We start from the raw sequence: 19,717 nt of genomic DNA on the forward strand, positions 1-19,717 counted from the left end.
GATTTTCTGGACACAAGAGCACGACATAAGCCGTCAAACCACTGCGCAGGAAAGGCCGGGATGTCTCCGGTTGCCCTGTTTCTCCGCCGTGCATCAAGCATACGCAATCTGCTCTTGGCATGGCGGTCGATGGGAGCCAACCGGCTCCCGGTCTTCCCCATAGGCGTTAAGTTTGTTCTTGAGTGTTGGAATCACACGTGATTCCAAGGCGGGATGGCAGACGAATCGCTTCTGAACGAGGACTGGACGAGAGTGGTTACGCAGCTCGGCGGGGCTGCGCAGCTTTGAATAAGTGCGCGCCAGACGAAGGCTTTCGTGCGGCGGCGCCAAATTCCAGATGCGGTGTCGTTACTTCGGCTGATGCTGGCCTATTGTCTGGGTGAAAGAGGGTTGAGATCGACAGCCGCGTGGGCCGCTTCTGTTGGCCTTGCCGACCTCAGCAGCGTGGCGTTGTTCTATCGCCTGCGTCAATGTGGCGATTGGTTTGCAGTGCTGGTGGAGGGCTTGCTCGCTGCGGCAGCCCCGAAAGCGAGCCGAGGCCGCCTGATCCGCATTATCGATGCGACGACAGTGCCTCAGGCAGGACCGGCTGCGCGCAGGAACAGTGAGCTTTGGCGCGTTCATAGTGCATTCGATCTGCCATATGAGCGCTTTGGTCACTTCGAGCTGACAGATCAGCAAGAAGGCGAAACGTTTGACCGGATACCGGTGGTCAAGAACGAGATCCGCATTGCTGACCGCGCTTATCTACAACCTGACCGCATCGCCGCTGTGCGCGACGCCGGGGCAGACGTTTTGATCCGAGCGGGCTGGAAGAACGCACGTTGGCTTGATGCCAAAGGCCTTGCGTTCGATCTGATGGCCCAATTGCGTGCGGCGAAGGCGCACGGACTGATCGATCGGAGGATTTGGATCAAACGCAAGGACGGTGCGCCTCTGGCTATGCGTCTGGTCGCAGTCAAGAAGCCCGCCGGTGCAGTCGCGGCTTCGCGCCGTAAAGCCCGGCGCGACGCACAAGACGAAAACCGCGTCATCTCCAAAGAAACTCTGGAAGCCGCGGATTGGGTCATTCTGGTCACGTCGCTCGCGCGGGACGAGTTCTCCACCAAGGATGTACTCGCGCTCTATCGACTGCGATGGCGCATCGAACTTGGCTTCAAGCGACTGAAGAGTCTGATTGGTCTCAAGACGCCACCTGGAACCGATCCGCGCTCCGCCAAGCCCTACTTGCTGGCACACCTCTTGATCATCCTGCTGCTCGAGCCGCTTGCCCGCGACTTCGAGGACTCTCCCCGCTGGACGCAGGCCGCCTGACGGCACCTGGCGCTTGGCGTGTTTTGCAACAACTCGTTGCATCCTTGCTACAAGCGATCATTCCACAACCAACCATCCGTTGCTTTCGCCGCAGAAAGCGAGCGCTTGGGCGGCACCTGCGCGAGCCTCCTCGAAAACGTCCGTATCAATCGATGCTCGCGCTACCTTAACGCCTATGCGGTCTTCCCTGCGCCCTTGTGTCCCCGAAATCTGCCAGAATGTGGCAACGGGCGGTTGGATCAGAACCGCCCGTTGCCGGAACTGAGCCCGTTGCGCCCAAAGGCGACAGAGCCTGCTAAAGAGCAAGGGACAGCTCCGGTGTCTTCCTGAACCCGAACAGTTGCAAGGGCTGCGAGCCCGTACCAGGCAAGGAAGGGAGTGGATGATGACACAAGACGATCTGGTTGTCGTCGGCATCGATGTCGCTAAAGACAAGATTGATGCGTGCATTCGGACCGTAACGGAGCGGAAGACTTGCCCAACAACCGCGGCGGGGCGACGGAGCTTGATTGCATGGCTTCGCAAGCATCAGGTCGGCAAGGCAGTGATGGAGGCAAGCGGCGGCTACGAGCGGGTATGGGCCAAGGCGTTGCGCCAAGCAGGGCTGGAAGTACGGATCGTCGATCCCAAACGGGTTCGCCACTTTGCGGAATCGGCGGGACGCCTTGCGAAAAATGACAAGATCGACGCGGAGATGATCTCCTGGTTCGCCGAGACATTCGGCGAGGCTCCCAGCCAAGTCGACAATCCCGCTCACGAGGAGATGAAGGCACTGGTGAAGGGACGCCAAGGCCTGCTTGACGTCAGGGCTCGCCTGGAAATGCAGAAGGAGCATGAGGCGCCGGCCCTTGTTCAGAAGGCTCGCGCGCGTCTTCTTAAGAAGCTGGCTGACGAAATCGCCGCGCTCGAGACCGCGATCGCGGCGACGATCAAGACAACGCCGGACTTTGCCAAACGTGCCGAGATCATCCAGAGCGTACCAGGCTTTGCTGAGGGGACCGCAATGGCGCTGCTTGGAGGACTACCGGAGCTGGGGCAGGTGAGCGACGAAGTTGCCGCCGCGTTGATGGGCGTTGCTCCTTATGACGACGATAGCGGCAAACGTCGAGGTGAACGCTGCATCAAGGGTGGCCGCCGCTGGGTGCGAAATGCCCTCTACATGCCCTGTGTCGGTGCCGCAACGCTGAACAATCCGGTGTTCAAGGCCTTCTACGAACGGCTGATTGCCAAGGGCAAGCCGCCAAAGGTCGCGATCGTCGCCTGCATGCGCAAGCTGATCATCATCCTCAACACCATGATCGCGCGCGGCGAGACGTGGGATCCGAAGAAATACAGGGTGGCCTGACGAGCGCGCCTATCTCGCGCTCGGACCTCGGCCGAGCGCATGCAAAGCCAACAGACCGGTGAGCGGACGGGGTCAAGGCCGTCAGCCGCCGCAGGCGGGGGCGCGCCAGCGCCAGCCTTGAGGCCGGCCGATCGCCGGGCTACTTCGCCACAGTTGCTCTTTCAATTGAGGGTGAGGCGACGAAGCAAAGCTCGGGCGAGATGAGCCGCGAGGATGCGAAGGCGTGTCTGCAATTCAGATGCCGGCCGCAGAGCGACGCCGGCGCCACTTGCTCCGTCATTGCGCGGAGCGAAGCAATGCAGAGTCATTCCGCGGATGCATTTCTGGATTGCTTCGCTCCGCTCGCAATGACGATGTTGAGGCAGCTGTGCGCGACAAAATCCGCTCTCGTGCCCCGGACGCAGCGCAGCGCCCCTCTAGCGATGCACTGCAGAGCCGGGGCCCATGCTGCAGCAAATGCCGCGGCCTGCTGGGTCCCGGCTCGGCGCCGCGACGCTTGCGCGCTGCGTCGCGCCCGGGACACGAGGGCATCGCCTTTGCACAACCGTCATAGTCTCTAACGCGCACTAACCAACACCTGACTTAAAACTGTCATAATTGCCGAACGGACCCCGCGCCTGCGCGCTTTTTACACGTCGTTAAGCGCGCCTGCATTGGATGCGCCCGGAAAGCGCGTTGGGGATTACGATGACTGCCGCGAAGAAGACGTCGGGGAAACCGGCCGCCGAAATGTTCGACGACATCCCGGTGCTTCAGCGCAAATGGCGCGCGGCGTTGAAGCCGGGCGAGCGGCTGCCGCGCTACGAGGACGTGATGCTCGGCAGCCTCGGGCGGCTCGCCGACCACATCGCGCTGTTGAAGCACGACGGTGCGCTCGAGCTGTCGCGCAGCGGCCGCTACGTGCAGAAATGGCTCGGCGAGGAGCGCTGGGACATTCCCGTCGCCGAGCTCTCGCCGGACTGTGCCACGGCGCTGTCGGAAGCGGCGGCGAGCGCGCTTGCGACCGGACGGCCGCACCAGGCGAGCGCGCATTGCGTGCGCGACGGCATGGTCAGGACCTACGATTTGCTGGCGCTGCCGACGTCCTCGCGCTGGGGCGCGACGCTGGTTGGCGTCTATGTCAACGAGCGCGGCGCGCAATACAATCTCCTCGACGCCATCTTTTCCTCGACCGACGACGCGGTGGTCTCGCTGGCGACGCTGCGCGATGCGGGCGGCAGGCCGTTCGATCTTCAGGTCGTGCATCACAACAGAAGCGCGGGCGAGCTGTTGAAGGTTGCGAGCGGAAGCCTGTTGTGGCGGCGGATCGGCGAGGGCAGCACGCTCCTGACGTCGCCAGAGGTGATGGAATTCCTGCTCAAGGCCGTTTCGGGCGGCCGCGGCGAGCAGCTCGAGATCGAGAGCGAGGGGCGCTATCTCAGGTTCAGCGCCACCGCTTTCGCCGACGTGGTCTCGCTGACGATCTCCGATATCACCGCGTTGAAGCGGCGCGATGCCTCGTTCCGTCTGCTGTTCGACAACAACCCGATGCCGATGTGGGTGTTCGACGCACAGACCAAGCAGTTCCTCAGCGTCAACGACGCCGCGGTCCAGCATTACGGCTACAGCCGCGCCACTTTCCTGCGCATGAAGCTGCACGAGATCTGGCCGGAGGACGAGTGGGACAGCCACGCCGAGGCGCTGGAGCGCGTCGGCGATGCCTATCACTCCTCGCGCAACTGGCGGCACTTGCGCGCCGACGGCAGCGAGATCGAGGTGCTCACCTTCGGCCGCCGCGTCGCCTTCGATGATCGCGACGGCTACCTGGTTGCGGTGGTCGACATCACCGAACGGCGCAAGGCCGAGGCCCGCATCGCCTATATGGCGCACCATGACGGGCTCACCGATCTGCCGAACCGCGCACACTTCCAGGAGCGCCTGAAGCAGGCGCTGGGCCAGGCCGACGGAAAACGGGTCGGCGTGCTCTACATCGATCTCGACCTGTTCAAGAACATCAACGATTCCTTCGGCCATCCGGTGGGCGACCGCCTGCTGAAGCAGGTCGCCGAACGCCTGACCGCAGCGGTCCGCGGCGCCAATCTCGCGGCGCGGCTTGGTGGCGACGAGTTCGCCGTGATCCTGGCGGCCGACGTTTCGCCGAACGAGGCCAGCGCCTGCGCGAGCCTGCTGATCGACATGCTGAAGGCGCCTTATGATCTCGACGGGCAGGAGATGGTGATCGGCGCCAGCATCGGCATCGCGCTGTCGCCCGGCGACGGCACGACGCCGGAAGAGTTGATGCGCAATGCGGACATGGCGCTGTACCGGGCGAAATCCGAGGGCGGTGGCGTGCACCACTTCTTCGCGCGTGAGATGGACCTCCAGGCGCAGAGGCGCCGCGACATGGAGCTCGATCTGCGCCGCGCGTTCGCCAATGGCGAGTTCGAGCTGCACTATCAGCCGCTGGTGTCGATCGCCTCCGACCGCATCTCCGGCTTCGAGTCGCTGCTGCGCTGGCGTCATCCGGACAAGGGCATGATCTCGCCGGCGGAGTTCATCCCTGTTGCCGAGGATATTGGCTTCATCATCCAGCTCGGCGAATGGGTGCTGCGCGAAGCCTGCGCCGAGGCGGTCAAATGGCCTGTCGACGTCAAGGTCGCGGTCAATTTGTCGCCGGCGCAGTTCCGCAGCCGCAACCTGGTTCAGGTGGTGATTTCGGCCCTGGCGCAGTCCGGCCTGTCGCCGAAGCGGCTCGAGCTCGAGATCACCGAATCGGTCTTTCTGGCCGAGACGGATGCCAATCTCGCCATCCTGCACCAGTTGCGCGAACTCGGCGTCGGCATTTCGATGGATGATTTCGGCACCGGCTATTCCAGCCTCAGCTATCTCCGCAGCTTTCCCTTCGACAAGATCAAGATCGACCGCTCCTTCGTCAAGGATCTGGCGCAGCGGCCCGACTGCAGTGCGATCGTGCGCGCGATCTCCGGGCTTGGCCGCAGCCTCAACATCACCACGACCGCGGAGGGCGTGGAGACCGAGGATCAGCTCGACTGGCTGCGCGCCGAAGGCTGCAACGAGGTGCAGGGATTTCTGTTCAGCGCTGCGCGGCCGGCAGCCGAGATCGGAAAGCTCCTGGCCGATTTCGCTCAGCGCACTTCACGGGCGGCGTAGTGCGGGCGGGTAACAGTCGTAGACCAGCGCCTTGAACGCGGGTGTGATGCGGCTGCGCTCGTTCTGGGTCTGCTGCATCATGAGGTAGACCATGTCGAGCTTGGGATCGACGCCGAAATAGGTGCCGCTCCCTGAGTCCCATTTCAATTCGCCGAGCGAGCCCGGCGGCGGTGGTTTCGCATTGCCGGGATCGGTCCGAACCGCAAGGCCGTAGCCATAGCCGAAGCCGTCGCCCGGGAAGTAGAAATAGTCGCGTCCGACACCGGAGCCCGGCCCGATGTGATCGGTCGTCATGGCCTTGAACGCGGCCGGGCTGAGATAGCGCCTGCCTGCGAACTCGCCGCCGTTGAGCAGCATCTGCGCGAAACGCTGATAGTCGGTGATGGTCGAAAGCAGGCCACCGCCGCCGGACTGCCATTCGGGATGATCGAGCCGCTCCCGCTCGCCGGCGAGCAGGATGAAATCGTTCGGCAGCGGCCGCGCCATCCGCGCAAGCTCGTCCTCTGTCGCGAGCGCGAATTTGGTGCTGCTCATGCCGAGCGGATCGAGGATGCGTGCTTTCAGGAATTCATACAGCGTCTGGCCCGAGATGATCTCGATGACGGCGCCGAGCACGTCGGTGGAATGGCCGTAGCGCCACAGCGTTCCCGGCTGCCGCGCCAACGGCAGCTTTGCGATGCGATCGGCGAATTCCCTGTTGTTGAACTGACCCTCGAAAATATTGGCGGCCTTGTAGGCCTGCTCGACCCATTTGCCGCCGATATAATCGTAGCTGATGCCCGAGGTGTGCCGCAGCAGATCCTCGATGTTGACGGGACGGACCGGTGGCACGAGGTCAAGCTCGAGCTTGCCGTCAGGTTCGGTGACCTCGAGGCCCACCTTGGTCTCGGCAAAGAGCGGGATGTATTTCGAGACGGGGTCGGTGAGCGCAAGCTTGCCTTCGTCGATCAGCATCATCGCGCCAAGGCACGTGATCGGCTTTGTCATCGAGTGGATCGCGAAGATCGTGTCCGGCGTCATGGCGAGGCCGGTTCTGGTGTCGCGCACGCCGAAGCACTTCAGATAGACCGGCTTGCCGTGCTGCTGGACCAGGATCACCGCGCCCGGCAGTCGGCCGCTTCCCACTTCGTTGTCGAAATACGCCGTGATGCGGTCGAGACCCTCGGACGAGGGGGCGGGAATATCGGCAGCACGGCTTCGCATCATCGAGCCGGCGAGCATCGCGGCCGCGACAAGAAATTCACGCCGTCTCATCCGGGCTTCCTCCCTCGGCGGGATCAAAGCCGCAGGATATTCAAACCGTCAACAAGCCTTCGATTAAAAACGCGTGACCTTTTCCGAAAGGCACGGTCGCGGACGGTCCTCGCTCGGTTTGGTCGGCGTGCCGATATGGACGAAGCCGGCAAGCTTCTCGTCCGGCTTGAGGCCGAGACCGTCAAGCACGTCACGATCGAAGGCAAACCAGCCGGTCAGCCAGCAGGCGCCGTAGCCGAGCGCGGTGGCGGCCGTGACGATGTTCATGGCGCTGGCGCCCGCCGACAATTCCTGCTCGAACGCCGGCACCTTCGGATGCGGCCTGGTGAAGCTGACGATGCCGATCACCAGCGGCGCATCCATGAGGCGCTTGCGCTCGGTCTCGACGTCGGCGGCCGGCGCGCCGGGATTCTTGCGGGCAAAGACCCTCGCGATGACTTCGCCCGCGCGCTGGCGGGCATCGCCCTCGAAGATGATGAAACGCCAGGGCGCGAGCTTGCCGTGGTCGGGTACGCGCGCGCCGATGGTGAGGATCGTCTCGAGCTCGGCCGCCGACGGGCCGGGTCCGGTCATCTCGCGCGGCTTGACCGAGCGGCGTGTCTTCAGGAGTTCGATGGCGTCGGGCACTGCGATATCCTCTTCAACGGGTCGACGGGCGTGCCATGCCGAGATAGGCATGCACGCCCGCAACCGGAAGCGAGTTTAGATCGATTTCAGGGATCAGACGATGCCCCGTGCCCGCTTGACGTCGGGCGGGGTCGCCTCGTCGACCAGGGCGGCGATCGCCTCGGCCGTCGACATCACCTTCTGCCCGTCGCTGCCGAGGCGGCGAACCGAGACCGAATGCGTCTCGGCCTCCTTCTTGCCGACCACGAGCAGGGCCGGGATCTTGGCCAGCGAGTGCTCGCGGACCTTGTAGTTGATCTTTTCGTTGCGCAGGTCGATCTCGACCCGAAGCCCGGCGCGCCGCGCCTGTTCCAGCACCACCTTGGCGTACTCGTCGCCTTCCGAGGTGATGGTGGTGACCACTGCCTGCACCGGCGAGAGCCAGAGCGGGAAGTTGCCGGCATAGTGCTCGATCAGGATGCCGATGTAGCGCTCCATCGAGCCGCAGATCGCGCGGTGCACCATCACGGGCGGTTTCTTGCCGCCGTCATGGTCGATGTAGAACGCACCGAACCGTTCCGGCAGGTTGAAGTCGACCTGCGTGGTGCCGCACTGCCAGTCGCGGCCGATGGCATCGCGCAGCACATATTCGAACTTCGGCCCGTAGAACGCACCTTCGCCCGGGTTGATCTCGGTCTTGATGTGATTGTTCTGCGACTGGATCTCGCGCAGCACGGTCGCCATCACGCGTTCGGCGTGATCCCACATCGCATCGGTGCCGACGCGCTTGTCGGGGCGGGTCGACAGCTTCACCGTGAGGTCGCCGGTGAAGCCGAAATCCGCGTAGGTCGACAGGATGAGATCGTTGATCTTCAGGCACTCCTCGGCGAGCTGGTCCTCGGTGCAGAAGATGTGTGCATCATCCTGGGTGAAGCCGCGCACGCGCATCAGGCCGTGCATGGCGCCGGAGGGCTCGTAGCGATGCACCACGCCGAACTCGGCGAGGCGCAGCGGCAGGTCGCGGTAGCTCTTCAGGCCATGCTTGAAGATCTGCACGTGGCCCGGGCAGTTCATCGGCTTCAGCGCAAACCAGCGCTTGTCCTCGGCCTCGTCGCCGGCCGACTGCGCCGCGAACATGTTCTCGCGGTACCAGCCCCAATGGCCCGAGGTCTCCCACAAGACCTTGTCGAGGATCTGCGGCGCGTTGACCTCGTTGTAGTCGCCGGTCAGGCGACGGCGCATATAGGCGATCAGCTGCTGGAAGATGGTCCAGCCCTTCGGGTGCCAGAACACGACGCCCGGACCTTCCTCCTGGAAGTGGAAGAGGTCGAGCTCGCGCCCGAGCTTGCGATGGTCGCGCTTCTCGGCTTCCTCGATCTGCTTCAGATAAGCGTCGAGGTCCTCCTGCTTGGCGAAGGCCGTGCCGTAGATGCGGGTCAGCATCGGGTTATTGCTGTCGCCACGCCAATAGGCGCCGGCCACCTTCATCAGCTTGAAGGCATTGCCGACCTTGCCGGTCGAGGTCATGTGCGGGCCGCGGCAGAGGTCGAACCAGTCGCCCTGGTAGTAGATCTTGATCGGCTCGTTGCCGGGAATGGCGTCGACCAGCTCGACCTTGAATGCCTCGCCCTTGTCGCGGAACACCTGCTTTGTCTTTTCGCGATCCCAAACCTCTTTGGTGAAGGGTTTGTCGCGCGCGATGATCTCGCGCATCTTCTTCTCGATCGCGGCAAAGTCTTCCGGCGTGAACGGCTCGTTGCGGAAGAAGTCGTAGTAGAAGCCGTTCTCGATCACCGGACCGATGGTGACCTGGGTGCCCGGCCACAGCGTCTGCACGGCTTCCGCCAGCACGTGCGCGCAGTCGTGGCGGATCAATTCGAGCGCGCGCGGATCGTCGCGGCCAACCAGCTCGATCTTCGCATCATTCTCGATGGGATCGTTGAGATCGGCGAGCGCGCCGTCGAGTGCCATCGCAACCGTGCGCTTGGCCAGCGACGGCGAGATGCCCTTGGCGATGTCGAGACCCGTGATGCCCTTGTCGAACTGGCGCTTCGCGCCGTCGGGGAAGGTGAGGGTGATCTTGGGAGCGGGGGTCACGGGCTTCAGATTGGACAGGCTGTACTGGAAGCCGGACTCGGATTTGGGCTGGTCGGTCATTGCTTTCTCCTGAGGCTCACTCCTGCGAACGAGCGCAGGTAAGCGGGAACGAGCGATATATCAGGCGATTCGGCCTGTGCAATCCGGCATTTCCAAGAAAGTGGCGCGCAAAAGCCGGGGCGGTGGGCCAACTATTTGGTGCCGAGCCCTTTAACTCGTCACATGCCGCCGCTACATGCGATTGCATGGAAAATGCCCCAGCCGCTGGCCGTTTCGCCCCCACCGCCCTGATGCTCGGCAATCTCGTCACCGGCTGCTCGGTTTTGGCGCCGGCGGGTATGCTGCCGGAATTGGCGACGGGGCTCGACGTCAGCATCCATGCGGCCGGCCTCCTGATCACCTTCGGTGCCGTCACCCTGTGCATCGGCTCGCCGCTGACGGCCTGGCTCACCAGCCGTATCGAACGGCGAACGCTGCTTGCGACGACGCTGGCGGTGCTCGCCGCCGGCAATCTCGCCTCGGCCTTCGCACCCGACTACGTCAGCCTCCTGATCATTCGTCTCGTGATGCTCGCGGTCGGCGCGCTCTATACGCCGCAGGCCGCCGGCACGGCAGCGCTGATCGTGCCGGCGGAGCGACGCGGTAGCACCATTGCGTACATTTTCCTCGGCTGGTCGTTGGCAGCCGCCATCGGCCTGCCGCTGATCACTTTCATCGCCAGTCGCTATGGCTGGCGCGCGGCCTATGGCGGCATCGGCGCGCTCGGCTGTATCAGCTTCCTGCTGCTGTTGCTGCGACTGCCGGCGGGCCTGAAGGGCGCACCAGTGGATCTGAAGACGTGGGCCGCCGTCGGCCGGAGCAGGACGATCCTGCTGCTGCTTGCGATCACGATGCTGCAAATGTCGGGACAATTCGTCGTGTTCACCTACATGGGCCCGCTGCTCAACAAGCTCACCGGCGCCGGTCCCGATGCGATCGGCATGGTGTTCGCGCTTTATGGCGTCTGCGGCTTCCTCGGCGTTGTCGTCGCAACCCGCATCGTCGACACTTCGGGGCCCTATCGCACCTCGCTGCTGTTCACCTGCCTGTTGCTTGCCGGGATGACCGGCTGGACGCTCGGCGCCGGCTCGCTCGTCTTGATGGCGGGCGGGGTCGCGATTTGGGGCCTTGGCTTCGCCTCGACCAATTCGATGCAACAGGTGCGGCTGGTCGCGGCCGCGCCGCCGCTGGCCTCGGCGACCGTCGCGCTCAATACCTCGGTCCTTTATATCGGCCAGGCGGTGGGCTCTGCCGTCGGCGGGCTGCTGTTTGCCCACGAGCTCCTGCATGCGCTCGGCTTCGTCGCGGTCGGCTTCGTCGTGCTGGCACTGATGCTGGTGGTGCTGACCCGGCCCCGGCCGGCGGCTGCCGCAACCGCCTGAACGCCGCGTTTCGTCTACGCAAGGCGCTTGGCAAACGGCGCGCGGGAGCGCTAGAAGGCCGTTCATGGGGATCAAAGAGAGTTGACCGAGATGAGGATGATTTTGGCGGTTGCCGCGGTGCTTTATTCAGCCTCCGCATTTGCGCAAACCGAGAAGCCACCGATGGTGGGGGACAAGCCGCTGGTGCAGGTCAAGCCCAAGGGGACCAAGGAGGCCGCGGCCAAGCCTGCCGCGGCAGCGAAGGGCAAGCCGCAATCGGTCGCCGTTCGGCTCCAGGCCTGCCTCGATATCGACGACGGCACCAAGGATCGCCTCAACTGCTACGACGCCGTGATCCCGCCGGCCCCGAAGCCGAAGCCGGCGAAGGCCAAGGGCTACGCCGATTGCCGCTTCTTCAAGGAAGAGGACGAGCGGCTGGCCTGCTTCAACGGCTTTGCCGAGAGCATTCCGAAGCTGCCCAAGAACTAATATTCAACTTATCAGGCCAAGGCTCACTATCGGCCTAGCGGCTCGATACGGATGGATTGGTGGCGGCGACGCGCGTGAGCGCGAGCGATGGCGTCGCCGACATCTTCACCAGCACGTCCTTGAGCGGGTCTCGCGTCCAGGCGCGGGTCACATAGTCGCGATGGGTGATGCCCTCGCCAGTCTCCACGAACACCACGCTGCCGGGCTGTAGCGGTCCATCCATGTCCTCGGCGACGCTGATGCCCTTCTGCCTGAGCATGCTCATGAGCTCGCGGTCGCGCCGCGCCGTGTAGCGGGTGTAGGAGCTGACGAAGAAGCCGGAACGGTGGCTCTCGATCCAGGAGGCGAACTTGTCCATTTCGCCGTAGATGGCGTCGAGCAGCACCACGCCGCGGACGCGGTCGCTGATGCCGCCGACCTCCAGGCTCCAGGCCGTCGGCAGGAAGCCGCCGCTATAGCCGACGATCACGATCGGCATGTTGGCGAAGGCGCGCGCGCTGTTGGGATCGCCGGTGAGGCGCGCGAGATGGTCGGCCGATTCCGCCATGAAGCGCTTGAATCCGCCCGGTTGCCAGAACTTGCCGGCGCTGGAATCGGCGGCATCGACGGCCATTTGCGGCGCAAGGAGCACGGCATTGGCCCCGGAATCGGTGATCTGCTTGGGCACCAACTGGCGGTCGCGCACGTCGCGCTCGAGCGTCGCGCCATTGCCGTGGAAGAACACCACGATCACGCCCGGCTTGCGCACGTCGAAATGCTCGGGCACGTGCACCAGCACGCGGCTGTCATTATAGGTCTCGTCCTGCCAGTAGACGCGTCCGGAATAGCTGCGATGACCGCGACGGTCGCCCTTGGAGATGTTGAGGAAGGGCGCGTCGGAGGCGGGGTTGTTGCCGAAATAGGGAAAGGCTGACGACTTCATGCTGACCAGCGTCGTCAGGTCCTCGCGGCCGGGGCGCTTGTAGGGGACTTGCGGCTCGAGCGACGCCACCTTGTAGGGTGATTGCTCCCGCGGTTGTTGCTGGACCGCGCGCTTGGGCGAGAAGTCCGACATCTGCCGTTGCAGGAAGCTCTCACTTGCCGAGGGAAAGCGCTCCCCAAACTGCGGGGCCGGAAAGCGGTCCTCGAACGTGTCGCCGCTTGCCACGCGCGAAGTTTGCGAGTTGGTTTTGGCGACGACCTGGACATTCGCCTGCGAGTTCGCCGCCAGCGCAGCGGGATCGGGCGCCTTGCCGCATTGAACCAGCGCCAGCGACAACGGCACCAAGCCTGAGATCAGACCGACCCGGAGCGCACGACCGTGCGGACCGGACCGCATCCGATCGGCACGAAAGTCAGCCCCTAATGTCGGAACGGCCCCGAACATCCACCCATGACCCCAAGCCACGACATCAGTCCGTCGGCATACTTTATGACAATATGACAATTGCGCCGACTGGCGTTTAGGCGGCGTTAAGCGTCCGGAGAAACTTCCCCACATCCGGAACGCTCAAAAAGGACCACGCAATCGTGTCCTGATTGTGGGGAAGGGGAATGGGAAATTCCGGGCAAATCCAGCGTCATCGTCCCAAAGCGTGCTTAGTCGGTGTTTTGGTACCTGCTAACGTTTGCCTCATTTAACCCTTGTTAACCCTGCTTGAATTGACTGGGCCAAACTGCACGATGGGCCCACGAGGCGAGATGCCTGAGATGAAGGACCCCGATGACGGCCTCAGATGCGGGAACCGCAGCCTGGACTAGCCGGCTGACCGGGAGCGGGGCCGGGGTCTCCGTTCCGGTCGCAACCGCCATCGTTGTGGCCGACATGATCGGGGTCGGCGTCTTCACCAGCCTCGGCTTCCAGGTCAAGGACATCCCGTCCGGCTTCTCGATTTTGCTGCTCTGGACAGTCGGCGGCATCGTCGCGCTGTGCGGGGCGTTCGCCTATAGCGAGCTGGGCGCGATGTTTCCGCGCTCGAGCGGCGAGTACAACCTCCTCGGCCGCACCTATCATCCGGCTTTCGGCTTTCTCGCTGGCTGGGTGTCGGCGACCGTCGGCTTTGCAGCGCCCGTCGCGCTCGCCGCAATGGCGTTCGGCGAATATGCCAAATCGGTCGCGCCCGATCTGCCGCCGATCCCGCTCGCCATCGGCGTGGTGTGGCTGGTCTCGATCGTGCAGCTGACCGGCGTCAGGCACTCCTCGACCTTCCAGCTGATCTCGACCATCCTCAAGGTCGTGCTCATCGTCGCCTTCCTGGTCGCCGGCTTCGTCATCGGCGTGCCGCAGCCGATCGCCTTCACGCCGCAGCCGGGCGACCTCGCCCACATCGTCAGCGCGCCTTTCGCCATCGGCCTCGTCTTCGTGATGTATTCGTTCTCGGGCTGGAATGCCGCGACCTACATCATCGGCGAGATGAGCACGCCGCAGCAGAGCCTGCCGCGCGCGCTGCTCGCGGGCACGCTGATCGTGCTCGTGCTGTATGTCGCACTGAATGCGGTGTTTCTCTATTCCACGCCGGTCGGTGCGCTTGCCGGCCAGCTCGACGTCGCCAGTGTCGCCGGCAGCGCGATCTTCGGCAGCCTCGGCGGCCGGATCGTCGGAGCCATGATCTGCGTCGGCCTGATCTCCTCGATCAGCGCCATGATGTGGATCGGCCCGCGCGTGATGATGACGATGGGGGAGGACATTCCCGCCTTGCGCGTCTTCTCGAAGCGATCGGTCAGCGGTGCTCCGGCCTACGCCATCCTGTTCCAGCTCGCGGTCGCGACGCTGCTGCTGTTCACGCGCAGCTTCGAGGCGGTGCTCGACTTCATCCAGTTCGCGCTGTTGTTCTGCTCGTTCTTCACGGTCGCCGGCGTCATCAAGCTGCGCATCACCGATCCCGATCTGCCGCGGCCCTATCGCGCCTGGGGATACCCGTTCACGCCGCTCGTTTTCCTGCTCGTGACCGCGTTCATGATGTACTACCTCTTGACCGAGCGGCCGGTGCAGTCGCTCTCGGGGATGCTCGTCATGCTCTCCGGCCTGTTGATTTATGCTGTCTTCCGCAGGCGGCCGGTCGCCGCTGTCGCTTCACCACATCCCGAATAGACATGGTCCGACCCCTGAGAATTGCGGCCGTTGCTTTCGCCCTCCTGGCTGCGGCCGTGTCGTGTACGCATGCCACAGAGGTCACTTTCGACGACACCGCGCGCTTCCTTGCAGGCATGCAGCCTTCGGCGGAGTCGCCGCTGGTGCCGCTCACGAAGGATCCAGGCTGGCAGCGTCACGCAAAATTCTTCGACGGGGCCTTCGCTCAGCTCGAGCAGAGGCAGCTCTCGAAGATCCGCAGTTGGGCCGACGTCAATCTCGCCGCGCCGCGGCCGACCATGTTCTACATGTTCAGCGGGCCGGATTTCCTCTACGCCAATGCCTTCTATTCAAAGGCCGGCACCTACGTGCTCGGAGCGCTCGAGCCGGTCGGTGCGGTGCCCGATCTGACGCGGCTGCCGCGCGGTTCGGTCGGCGCCGCGCTCTACAATGTCGAACGCTCGCTCGGCTGGATCCTGAGCTTCTCTTTCTTCATCACCAAGCAGATGAAGGTCGACCTGCACGCCGACCAGGTCAACGGCACCTTGCCGATCCTCTATGTCTTCCTCGCCCGCTCCGGCAAGACCATCCGCAATGTCGAGATGGTCGCGCTCGACAACAAGGGCGGGATGCATGCGGGAGGTGACAATCCGGGGCCGAACGCGACCCGCGGCGTCCGCATCAGCTTTGCGGGTAGCGATGGCGAAACGCGCACGCTGTATTATTTCTCGACCGATCTTTCCAATTCCGGTGCGCGCGCGACCGGATTCCTGAAATTTTGCGAGACGCTCGGCCCCGGCAACAGTTTGCTCAAGAGCGCGTCCTATCTGCTGCATTCCGACAATTTCACCGTCGTGCGAGACTGGTTGCTCGCCAACAGTGCCACCATCATCCAGGATGATTCCGGCATTCCGCTCGCGAACTACAATGCGCGGCAATGGCGGTTCTTCCCGTTCGGCCGCTATCTCGGCCCCATCGACGAATTCCCCGGCCGCTACCAGGAGCGCTACGCCGAGTTGTTCACGCGTGCCCAGCCGATCGATTTTGGCGTCGGCTATCGCTGGCGGATGCACGAAACGAATTTGCTGCTGGCGGTGAAGGTGCCGGGCACCGAGAGCGCGCCGGCGGCGGAGACCACTTCGGCCGCCGAGCCGGCGCCAAGGCCGTCGCGCCCGAAGCGGCTGCGGCCGCCGGAGTCGATCCCGCCGTCACAGGGACTTTTTTTCTGGTTCCGTTAGGCTCTTTGCAGAGGTCGGGCCTCACGAGATCTGGGCTACGACGACCAGCACTTCGGCTTTCTGCCGGCCGAGGCTTCTGACCTCATGCGGCGTCTCGCCTGAAAAATACAGGCAATCTCCCTTGCCGAGGACGAGCTCTTCGCCGTCGAGCTTGATCGCGATCTTGCCGTTGATGACGAACAGCAGCTCCTCGCCCGCATGCGAGGCGCGCGTCGCCGCCTTGTGCGGTGGGCTCAGTAGAAATGGCTCCATCATCTTGCGGGTGCGACCGGTCGCCAGCGGGACCACGCCAAACGTGTCCTGGAACAGCGGCACATTGCCGTCCTGGCGGCGGAACAGCGTGTAGCGCGGCGCCGGCTCGGCGTTCGGGTCGAAGAAGTTGGCGACATTGACCTCGAGGGCGGCGGCCATCCGAAGCAGAGCGGCAAGCGAGGGGATCTTGAGATTGCGCTCGACCAGCGAAATGTAGCCTCGCGTGAGATCGCTCTTCTTCGCAAGCTGGTCCAGCGTCAGGCCCTTGGCGATCCGCGCCGCGCGGATGTTGGCCCCGACCGCCGTGGCTTTGCTGATGTCAAGCACGCATGAATCTCCCGAACAGCTCAGGCCTTTTTTGCAACAGATGGCGCCGGACTGCCAGCCCGGCGGCCGGCAAGCCGCCCCGCCGGTGGGCGGCATGTGTATTCCACAGGAAAACGTATGGGCGGAAATTTCAGGCAGAGGCGCAGATAATATGAGCAGATGAACTGGCATATCGCGGAAAATAGCCGAATGTGAGTGCAATTCGTCGACTTTGCCGCGATCGTCGGCATTTGCCGTGTTTCGTTGCGTTGATTTCTATTAGTAAACATGATCGATCTTTACCGTCGTGGCCGCCGATGGGCGCCACGGACCGAACCAACTGCTTTTCCCAGGCGCCGGTACCTTTTGGAGAGATCGATGACCGTAGCAGACGACGTAACCCTGAACGTGGCGCCGGACGAGGCGGCGAGCTTGCGGCGGATCGTGTGGTCGAGCGTGATCGGCACCGCGGTCGAATGGTACGACTTCCTCATTTACGGCACGGCAACCGCGCTGGTGTTCAACAAGGTGTTCTTCGCCGCCGGTAACGCCACGCTCGCTACCATCGCGGCCTTCGGCACTTATGCCGTCGGATTTCTGGCGCGGCCGCTTGGGGCTGCGATCTTTGGCCATTACGGCGACAGGGTTGGCCGCAAGGCGATGCTCGCGATCACGATCATGGTGATGGGCCTCGGTACCTTCTTGATTGGCTTGCTTCCGACCTATCAGCAGATCGGTATTGCAGCGCCGGTGCTGCTGATCGGATTGCGCTTTCTCCAGGGTATCGGCCTCGGCGGCGAATGGGGCGGCGCCGTGCTGATGGTGGTGGAGAATTGCCCGACGCACCGCCGCGGCCTGCTCGGCAGCATGGTGCAGGTCGGCAATCCCATCGGCAATCTGGCCGCGATCGGCATGTTCGCGCTGGTGGCGAGCCTGCCGGAAAGCGACTTCATGGCCTATGGCTGGCGCATCCCATTCCTGATCTCGATCCTGCTAGTCGGCGTCGGTCTTTATATCCGCCTCAACATGGAAGAGACAGCGGCCTTCCGTCAGGTCCAGGCCAAAAAGGAAGTCGCAAGCCTGCCACTGCTCGAGATCTTCAGGCATCACCGGCGGCCATTCTTCACCGCGGTCGGTCTGAAGATCTCTGAAATCGCCTATGCCAGCATTGGCGGCGTGTTCGTGATGTCCTACGCCACCGCCAATCTCGGCTTGCCGCGCGCGGTGGTGCTGAACGGGGCGTTCGCCGCGTCGCTGGTCGCGCTGCTTGCCATCCCGCTGTTCGGCTGGCTGTCCGACCTCGTCGGCCGCAAGACTATGTTCTATGCGAGCTGCCTGTTCTCGGCGCTGTTTGCCTTCCCTCTGTTCTGGCTGCTCGACACCCGCGATCCGGCCATCGTTGTGTGCACCATCGTGGTCGCGATCACCTTCGGTCAGATGGTCATGTTCGGCATCGGCGCGCCCTGGTACTCCGAGCTGTTCACCGCGCGTCTGCGTTACAGCGGCGCTTCTCTGGGGTTCCAGGTCGGTGCGGCGCTGAGCGGCGGATTGACGCCGTTGATTGCAGCCTCTCTGATGGCCTGGAGTGGTGGAGCAACCTGGCCGGTCTCGCTGCTGCTGATCGCCTGCGCCGCCATCACTGCGATCGCGACCACGTTCGCGCCGGAGATGGCGAACAAGGAACTGACCTGATCCCCGCGGCGCCGCTGCCGGCGGCGCCACACCTTCTCAAAGGATTTGTCATGCTCGATACAATGAGCGCCGGTCCGGCGCAGGGTGCAGCACAGCTCGGTTGGACCGGCGTGGTGCGCTTCCTCCATCTTGCCCCGCGCGCGTTCCTGCCGATGCGTGCAGCCGAGACCCTCACCCTCGTCGCCGGCAAGGGGATCGAGGGCGACCGCTACATGATCGGCAAAGAAGAGGGTTTTTACTCGCACAAGCCGGAAGAAGGCCGGCAGGTCACGCTGTTCGAACTCGAGACGCTGGTCGCGCTGAAGCGCGACGCGGGGATCGAGCTCGGCCCAGAGGAGCATCGGCGTAACGTCACGGTGGAGGGTGTGCCCCTCAATCATCTCGTCGGCCGCCGGTTCTGGCTGGGCGAGACCCTGCTGGAAGCGACGCGCCTGTCGGTGCCGTGCCGGCATATCGAGGAGATCACTGGCAAGGCGATCTTCGACCCCTTGATCAATCGCTCCGGCCTCAACTGCAAGATCCTGCGAGGCGGCATCGTCAGGGTTGGCGACATCGTGCGGAATGCGGCATGAGCGCGCGCCCGATCACGACAGTCAAGACGGTCGTTACCGGCATCGAGGAGGCTGGGGCAGGTGTCAAGCTGTTCACGCTGGCCGATCCTGACCGATGGGAATTGCCGCCGTTCAAGCCCGGTGCGCATATCGATCTGCATCTGCCGAACGGGCTGGTCCGCACCTATTCGCTGTGCAACGAGCCCGCGGAAAACACGCGCTATGCCATAGCGGTCAAGCGCGAAGCGGATGGACGCGGCGGTTCGCGGGCGCTGCATGACGAAATCGGCATCGGCGACGTCATCGGCGTGTCGTTGCCGCGCGGCGGCATCGAGCCGCAAGCTCACATCGCGCGTTATGTGTTTCTGGCCGGCGGCATCGGCGTGACGCCGTTCTTGTCCATGGCGAGGCATCTCGAACGGACACAGCAAGCCGAGTTCACGCTGCATCTGATCGTGCGTGAGGAGGTTCCGCTCGCCGCGCAACTCGGCTCGCTGGTCGAACAGGGGCGCATCATCGTGCATCGGACATCCCGGACTGGGCGTCCCGATCTCGCCGCGCTCGTCGGAGAGGGCGGGTCTGAGACCGTGGTCGCCTGCTGCGGCCCGGAAAGCATGATCGAGAGTTTCGAGCGGGTGACCGCAGCGTGGCCCGCGGCGAGTGTCCACATCGAGCGGTTCACCGCACCGTCACCCGTCATCGATCCCGACGCCAAACCGTTCACCCTGTCACTGGCGCGCTCGGGCGCCGAGATTCACGTGCGGGCCGGCCAGACCATCCTCGCCGCATTGCAGGAGGGCGGCATCGACGTCGCGGCGTCTTGCTGCGGCGGCATCTGTGGCGCCTGCAAGGTTGGATGGATCGAGGGCCAGCCGGTGCACCGCGACCGCATCCTTTCGCCCTATGAGCGCGAGCGCTATCTCATGGTTTGCGTGGCGGGCTCGGACGCCGAGCGGCTGGTGCTGGACCTCTGA

The 19,717-nt window shown here is 63.9% G+C and carries 15 protein-coding genes; 10 read left to right on the top strand and 5 right to left on the bottom strand.

Translation table 11 applies throughout. The annotated features are described in order from the left end of the window. Positions 1-315 precede the first annotated feature (315 nt). The 3 genes from P6U27_RS13835 to P6U27_RS13845 all read left to right on the top strand — a co-directional run bounded on the left by P6U27_RS13835 (position 316) and on the right by P6U27_RS13845 (position 5,809). Positions 316-1,314 carry a transposase gene (locus P6U27_RS13835; protein WP_407194218.1) on the top strand — a complete coding sequence of 333 codons (999 nt, stop codon included), beginning with the start codon at positions 316-318 and terminating at the stop codon, positions 1,312-1,314. 385 nt (positions 1,315-1,699) lie between these two features. After that, positions 1,700-2,659, top strand: coding sequence for an IS110 family transposase (locus P6U27_RS13840; protein WP_122406484.1), 960 nt, complete (start codon positions 1,700-1,702; stop codon positions 2,657-2,659). Positions 2,660-3,346: 687 nt separating this feature from the next. Further along, complete coding sequence (locus P6U27_RS13845) at positions 3,347-5,809, top strand: putative bifunctional diguanylate cyclase/phosphodiesterase (protein ID WP_407194219.1); 2,463 nt, start codon at positions 3,347-3,349, stop codon at positions 5,807-5,809. On the opposite strand, the gene P6U27_RS13850 is transcribed toward P6U27_RS13845, so the two are convergent. The 3 genes from P6U27_RS13850 to thrS form a co-directional block, all read right to left on the bottom strand. Next, positions 5,795-7,063: a serine hydrolase gene (locus P6U27_RS13850; RefSeq protein WP_129145235.1), complete on the bottom strand. Its 1,269-nt coding sequence runs from the start codon at positions 7,061-7,063 to the stop codon at positions 5,795-5,797. The two genes, P6U27_RS13845 and P6U27_RS13850, sit on opposite strands and share 15 nt — an antisense overlap. Positions 7,064-7,126: 63 nt before the next feature. After that, on the bottom strand, positions 7,127-7,690 hold the full coding sequence (locus P6U27_RS13855) for a nitroreductase (protein WP_162500224.1): 564 nt from the start codon (positions 7,688-7,690) through the stop codon (positions 7,127-7,129). Between the two features lie 93 nt (positions 7,691-7,783). Further along, the gene (thrS, locus tag P6U27_RS13860; protein ID WP_129145234.1) at positions 7,784-9,826 is read right to left on the bottom strand and encodes a threonine--tRNA ligase; all 2,043 of its coding nucleotides are present in this window, start codon (positions 9,824-9,826) and stop codon (positions 7,784-7,786) included. 185 nt (positions 9,827-10,011) lie between these two features. On the opposite strand from thrS, the gene P6U27_RS13865 reads away from it, so the two are divergent. Then, the gene (locus P6U27_RS13865) at positions 10,012-11,187 is read left to right on the top strand and encodes an MFS transporter (protein ID WP_122402622.1); all 1,176 of its coding nucleotides are present in this window, start codon (positions 10,012-10,014) and stop codon (positions 11,185-11,187) included. A 90-nt stretch (positions 11,188-11,277) separates the two neighbouring features. After that, the gene (locus P6U27_RS13870) at positions 11,278-11,655 is read left to right on the top strand and encodes a hypothetical protein (protein ID WP_129145232.1); all 378 of its coding nucleotides are present in this window, start codon (positions 11,278-11,280) and stop codon (positions 11,653-11,655) included. 34 nt (positions 11,656-11,689) lie between these two features. Here the strand turns inward: P6U27_RS13870 and P6U27_RS13875 are convergent, their stop codons facing one another. Continuing rightward, positions 11,690-12,973: an alpha/beta hydrolase gene (locus P6U27_RS13875; RefSeq protein WP_407194220.1), complete on the bottom strand. Its 1,284-nt coding sequence runs from the start codon at positions 12,971-12,973 to the stop codon at positions 11,690-11,692. 384 nt (positions 12,974-13,357) lie between these two features. On the opposite strand from P6U27_RS13875, the gene P6U27_RS13880 reads away from it, so the two are divergent. Together P6U27_RS13880 and P6U27_RS13885 are read left to right on the top strand one after the other, a co-directional pair. Next, positions 13,358-14,725 carry an APC family permease gene (locus tag P6U27_RS13880; RefSeq protein WP_407194221.1) on the top strand — a complete coding sequence of 456 codons (1,368 nt, stop codon included), beginning with the start codon at positions 13,358-13,360 and terminating at the stop codon, positions 14,723-14,725. Positions 14,726-14,727: 2 nt separating this feature from the next. Beyond that, the gene (locus P6U27_RS13885) at positions 14,728-15,942 is read left to right on the top strand and encodes a hypothetical protein (protein WP_407194222.1); all 1,215 of its coding nucleotides are present in this window, start codon (positions 14,728-14,730) and stop codon (positions 15,940-15,942) included. A 21-nt stretch (positions 15,943-15,963) separates the two neighbouring features. Here the strand turns inward: P6U27_RS13885 and P6U27_RS13890 are convergent, their stop codons facing one another. Continuing rightward, positions 15,964-16,521 (bottom strand): helix-turn-helix domain-containing protein, encoded by a 558-nt coding sequence (locus P6U27_RS13890; RefSeq protein WP_122402626.1) that lies wholly within the window; start codon positions 16,519-16,521, stop codon positions 15,964-15,966. A gap of 357 nt (positions 16,522-16,878) precedes the next feature. Here P6U27_RS13890 and P6U27_RS13895 point away from each other — a divergent pair, with 357 nt between their 5' ends. The 3 genes from P6U27_RS13895 to P6U27_RS13905 are packed head-to-tail and all read left to right on the top strand — an operon-like array spanning position 16,879 to position 19,717. Continuing rightward, a complete protein-coding gene (locus tag P6U27_RS13895; protein ID WP_129145229.1) occupies positions 16,879-18,192 on the top strand; it encodes an MFS transporter in 1,314 nt (437 codons plus the stop codon). A gap of 50 nt (positions 18,193-18,242) precedes the next feature. Continuing rightward, positions 18,243-18,764 carry an MOSC domain-containing protein gene (locus P6U27_RS13900; protein ID WP_129145228.1) on the top strand — a complete coding sequence of 174 codons (522 nt, stop codon included), beginning with the start codon at positions 18,243-18,245 and terminating at the stop codon, positions 18,762-18,764. Next, positions 18,761-19,717, top strand: a complete 957-nt coding sequence (locus P6U27_RS13905; protein ID WP_129145227.1) for a PDR/VanB family oxidoreductase — start codon at positions 18,761-18,763, stop codon at positions 19,715-19,717. The genes P6U27_RS13900 and P6U27_RS13905 overlap by 4 nt, the downstream gene beginning before the upstream one ends.

This window comes from Bradyrhizobium sp. STM 3566 (assembly GCF_045571445.1).
In the GTDB taxonomy this organism is placed as follows: Bacteria; Pseudomonadota; Alphaproteobacteria; order Rhizobiales; family Xanthobacteraceae; genus Bradyrhizobium; species Bradyrhizobium vignae.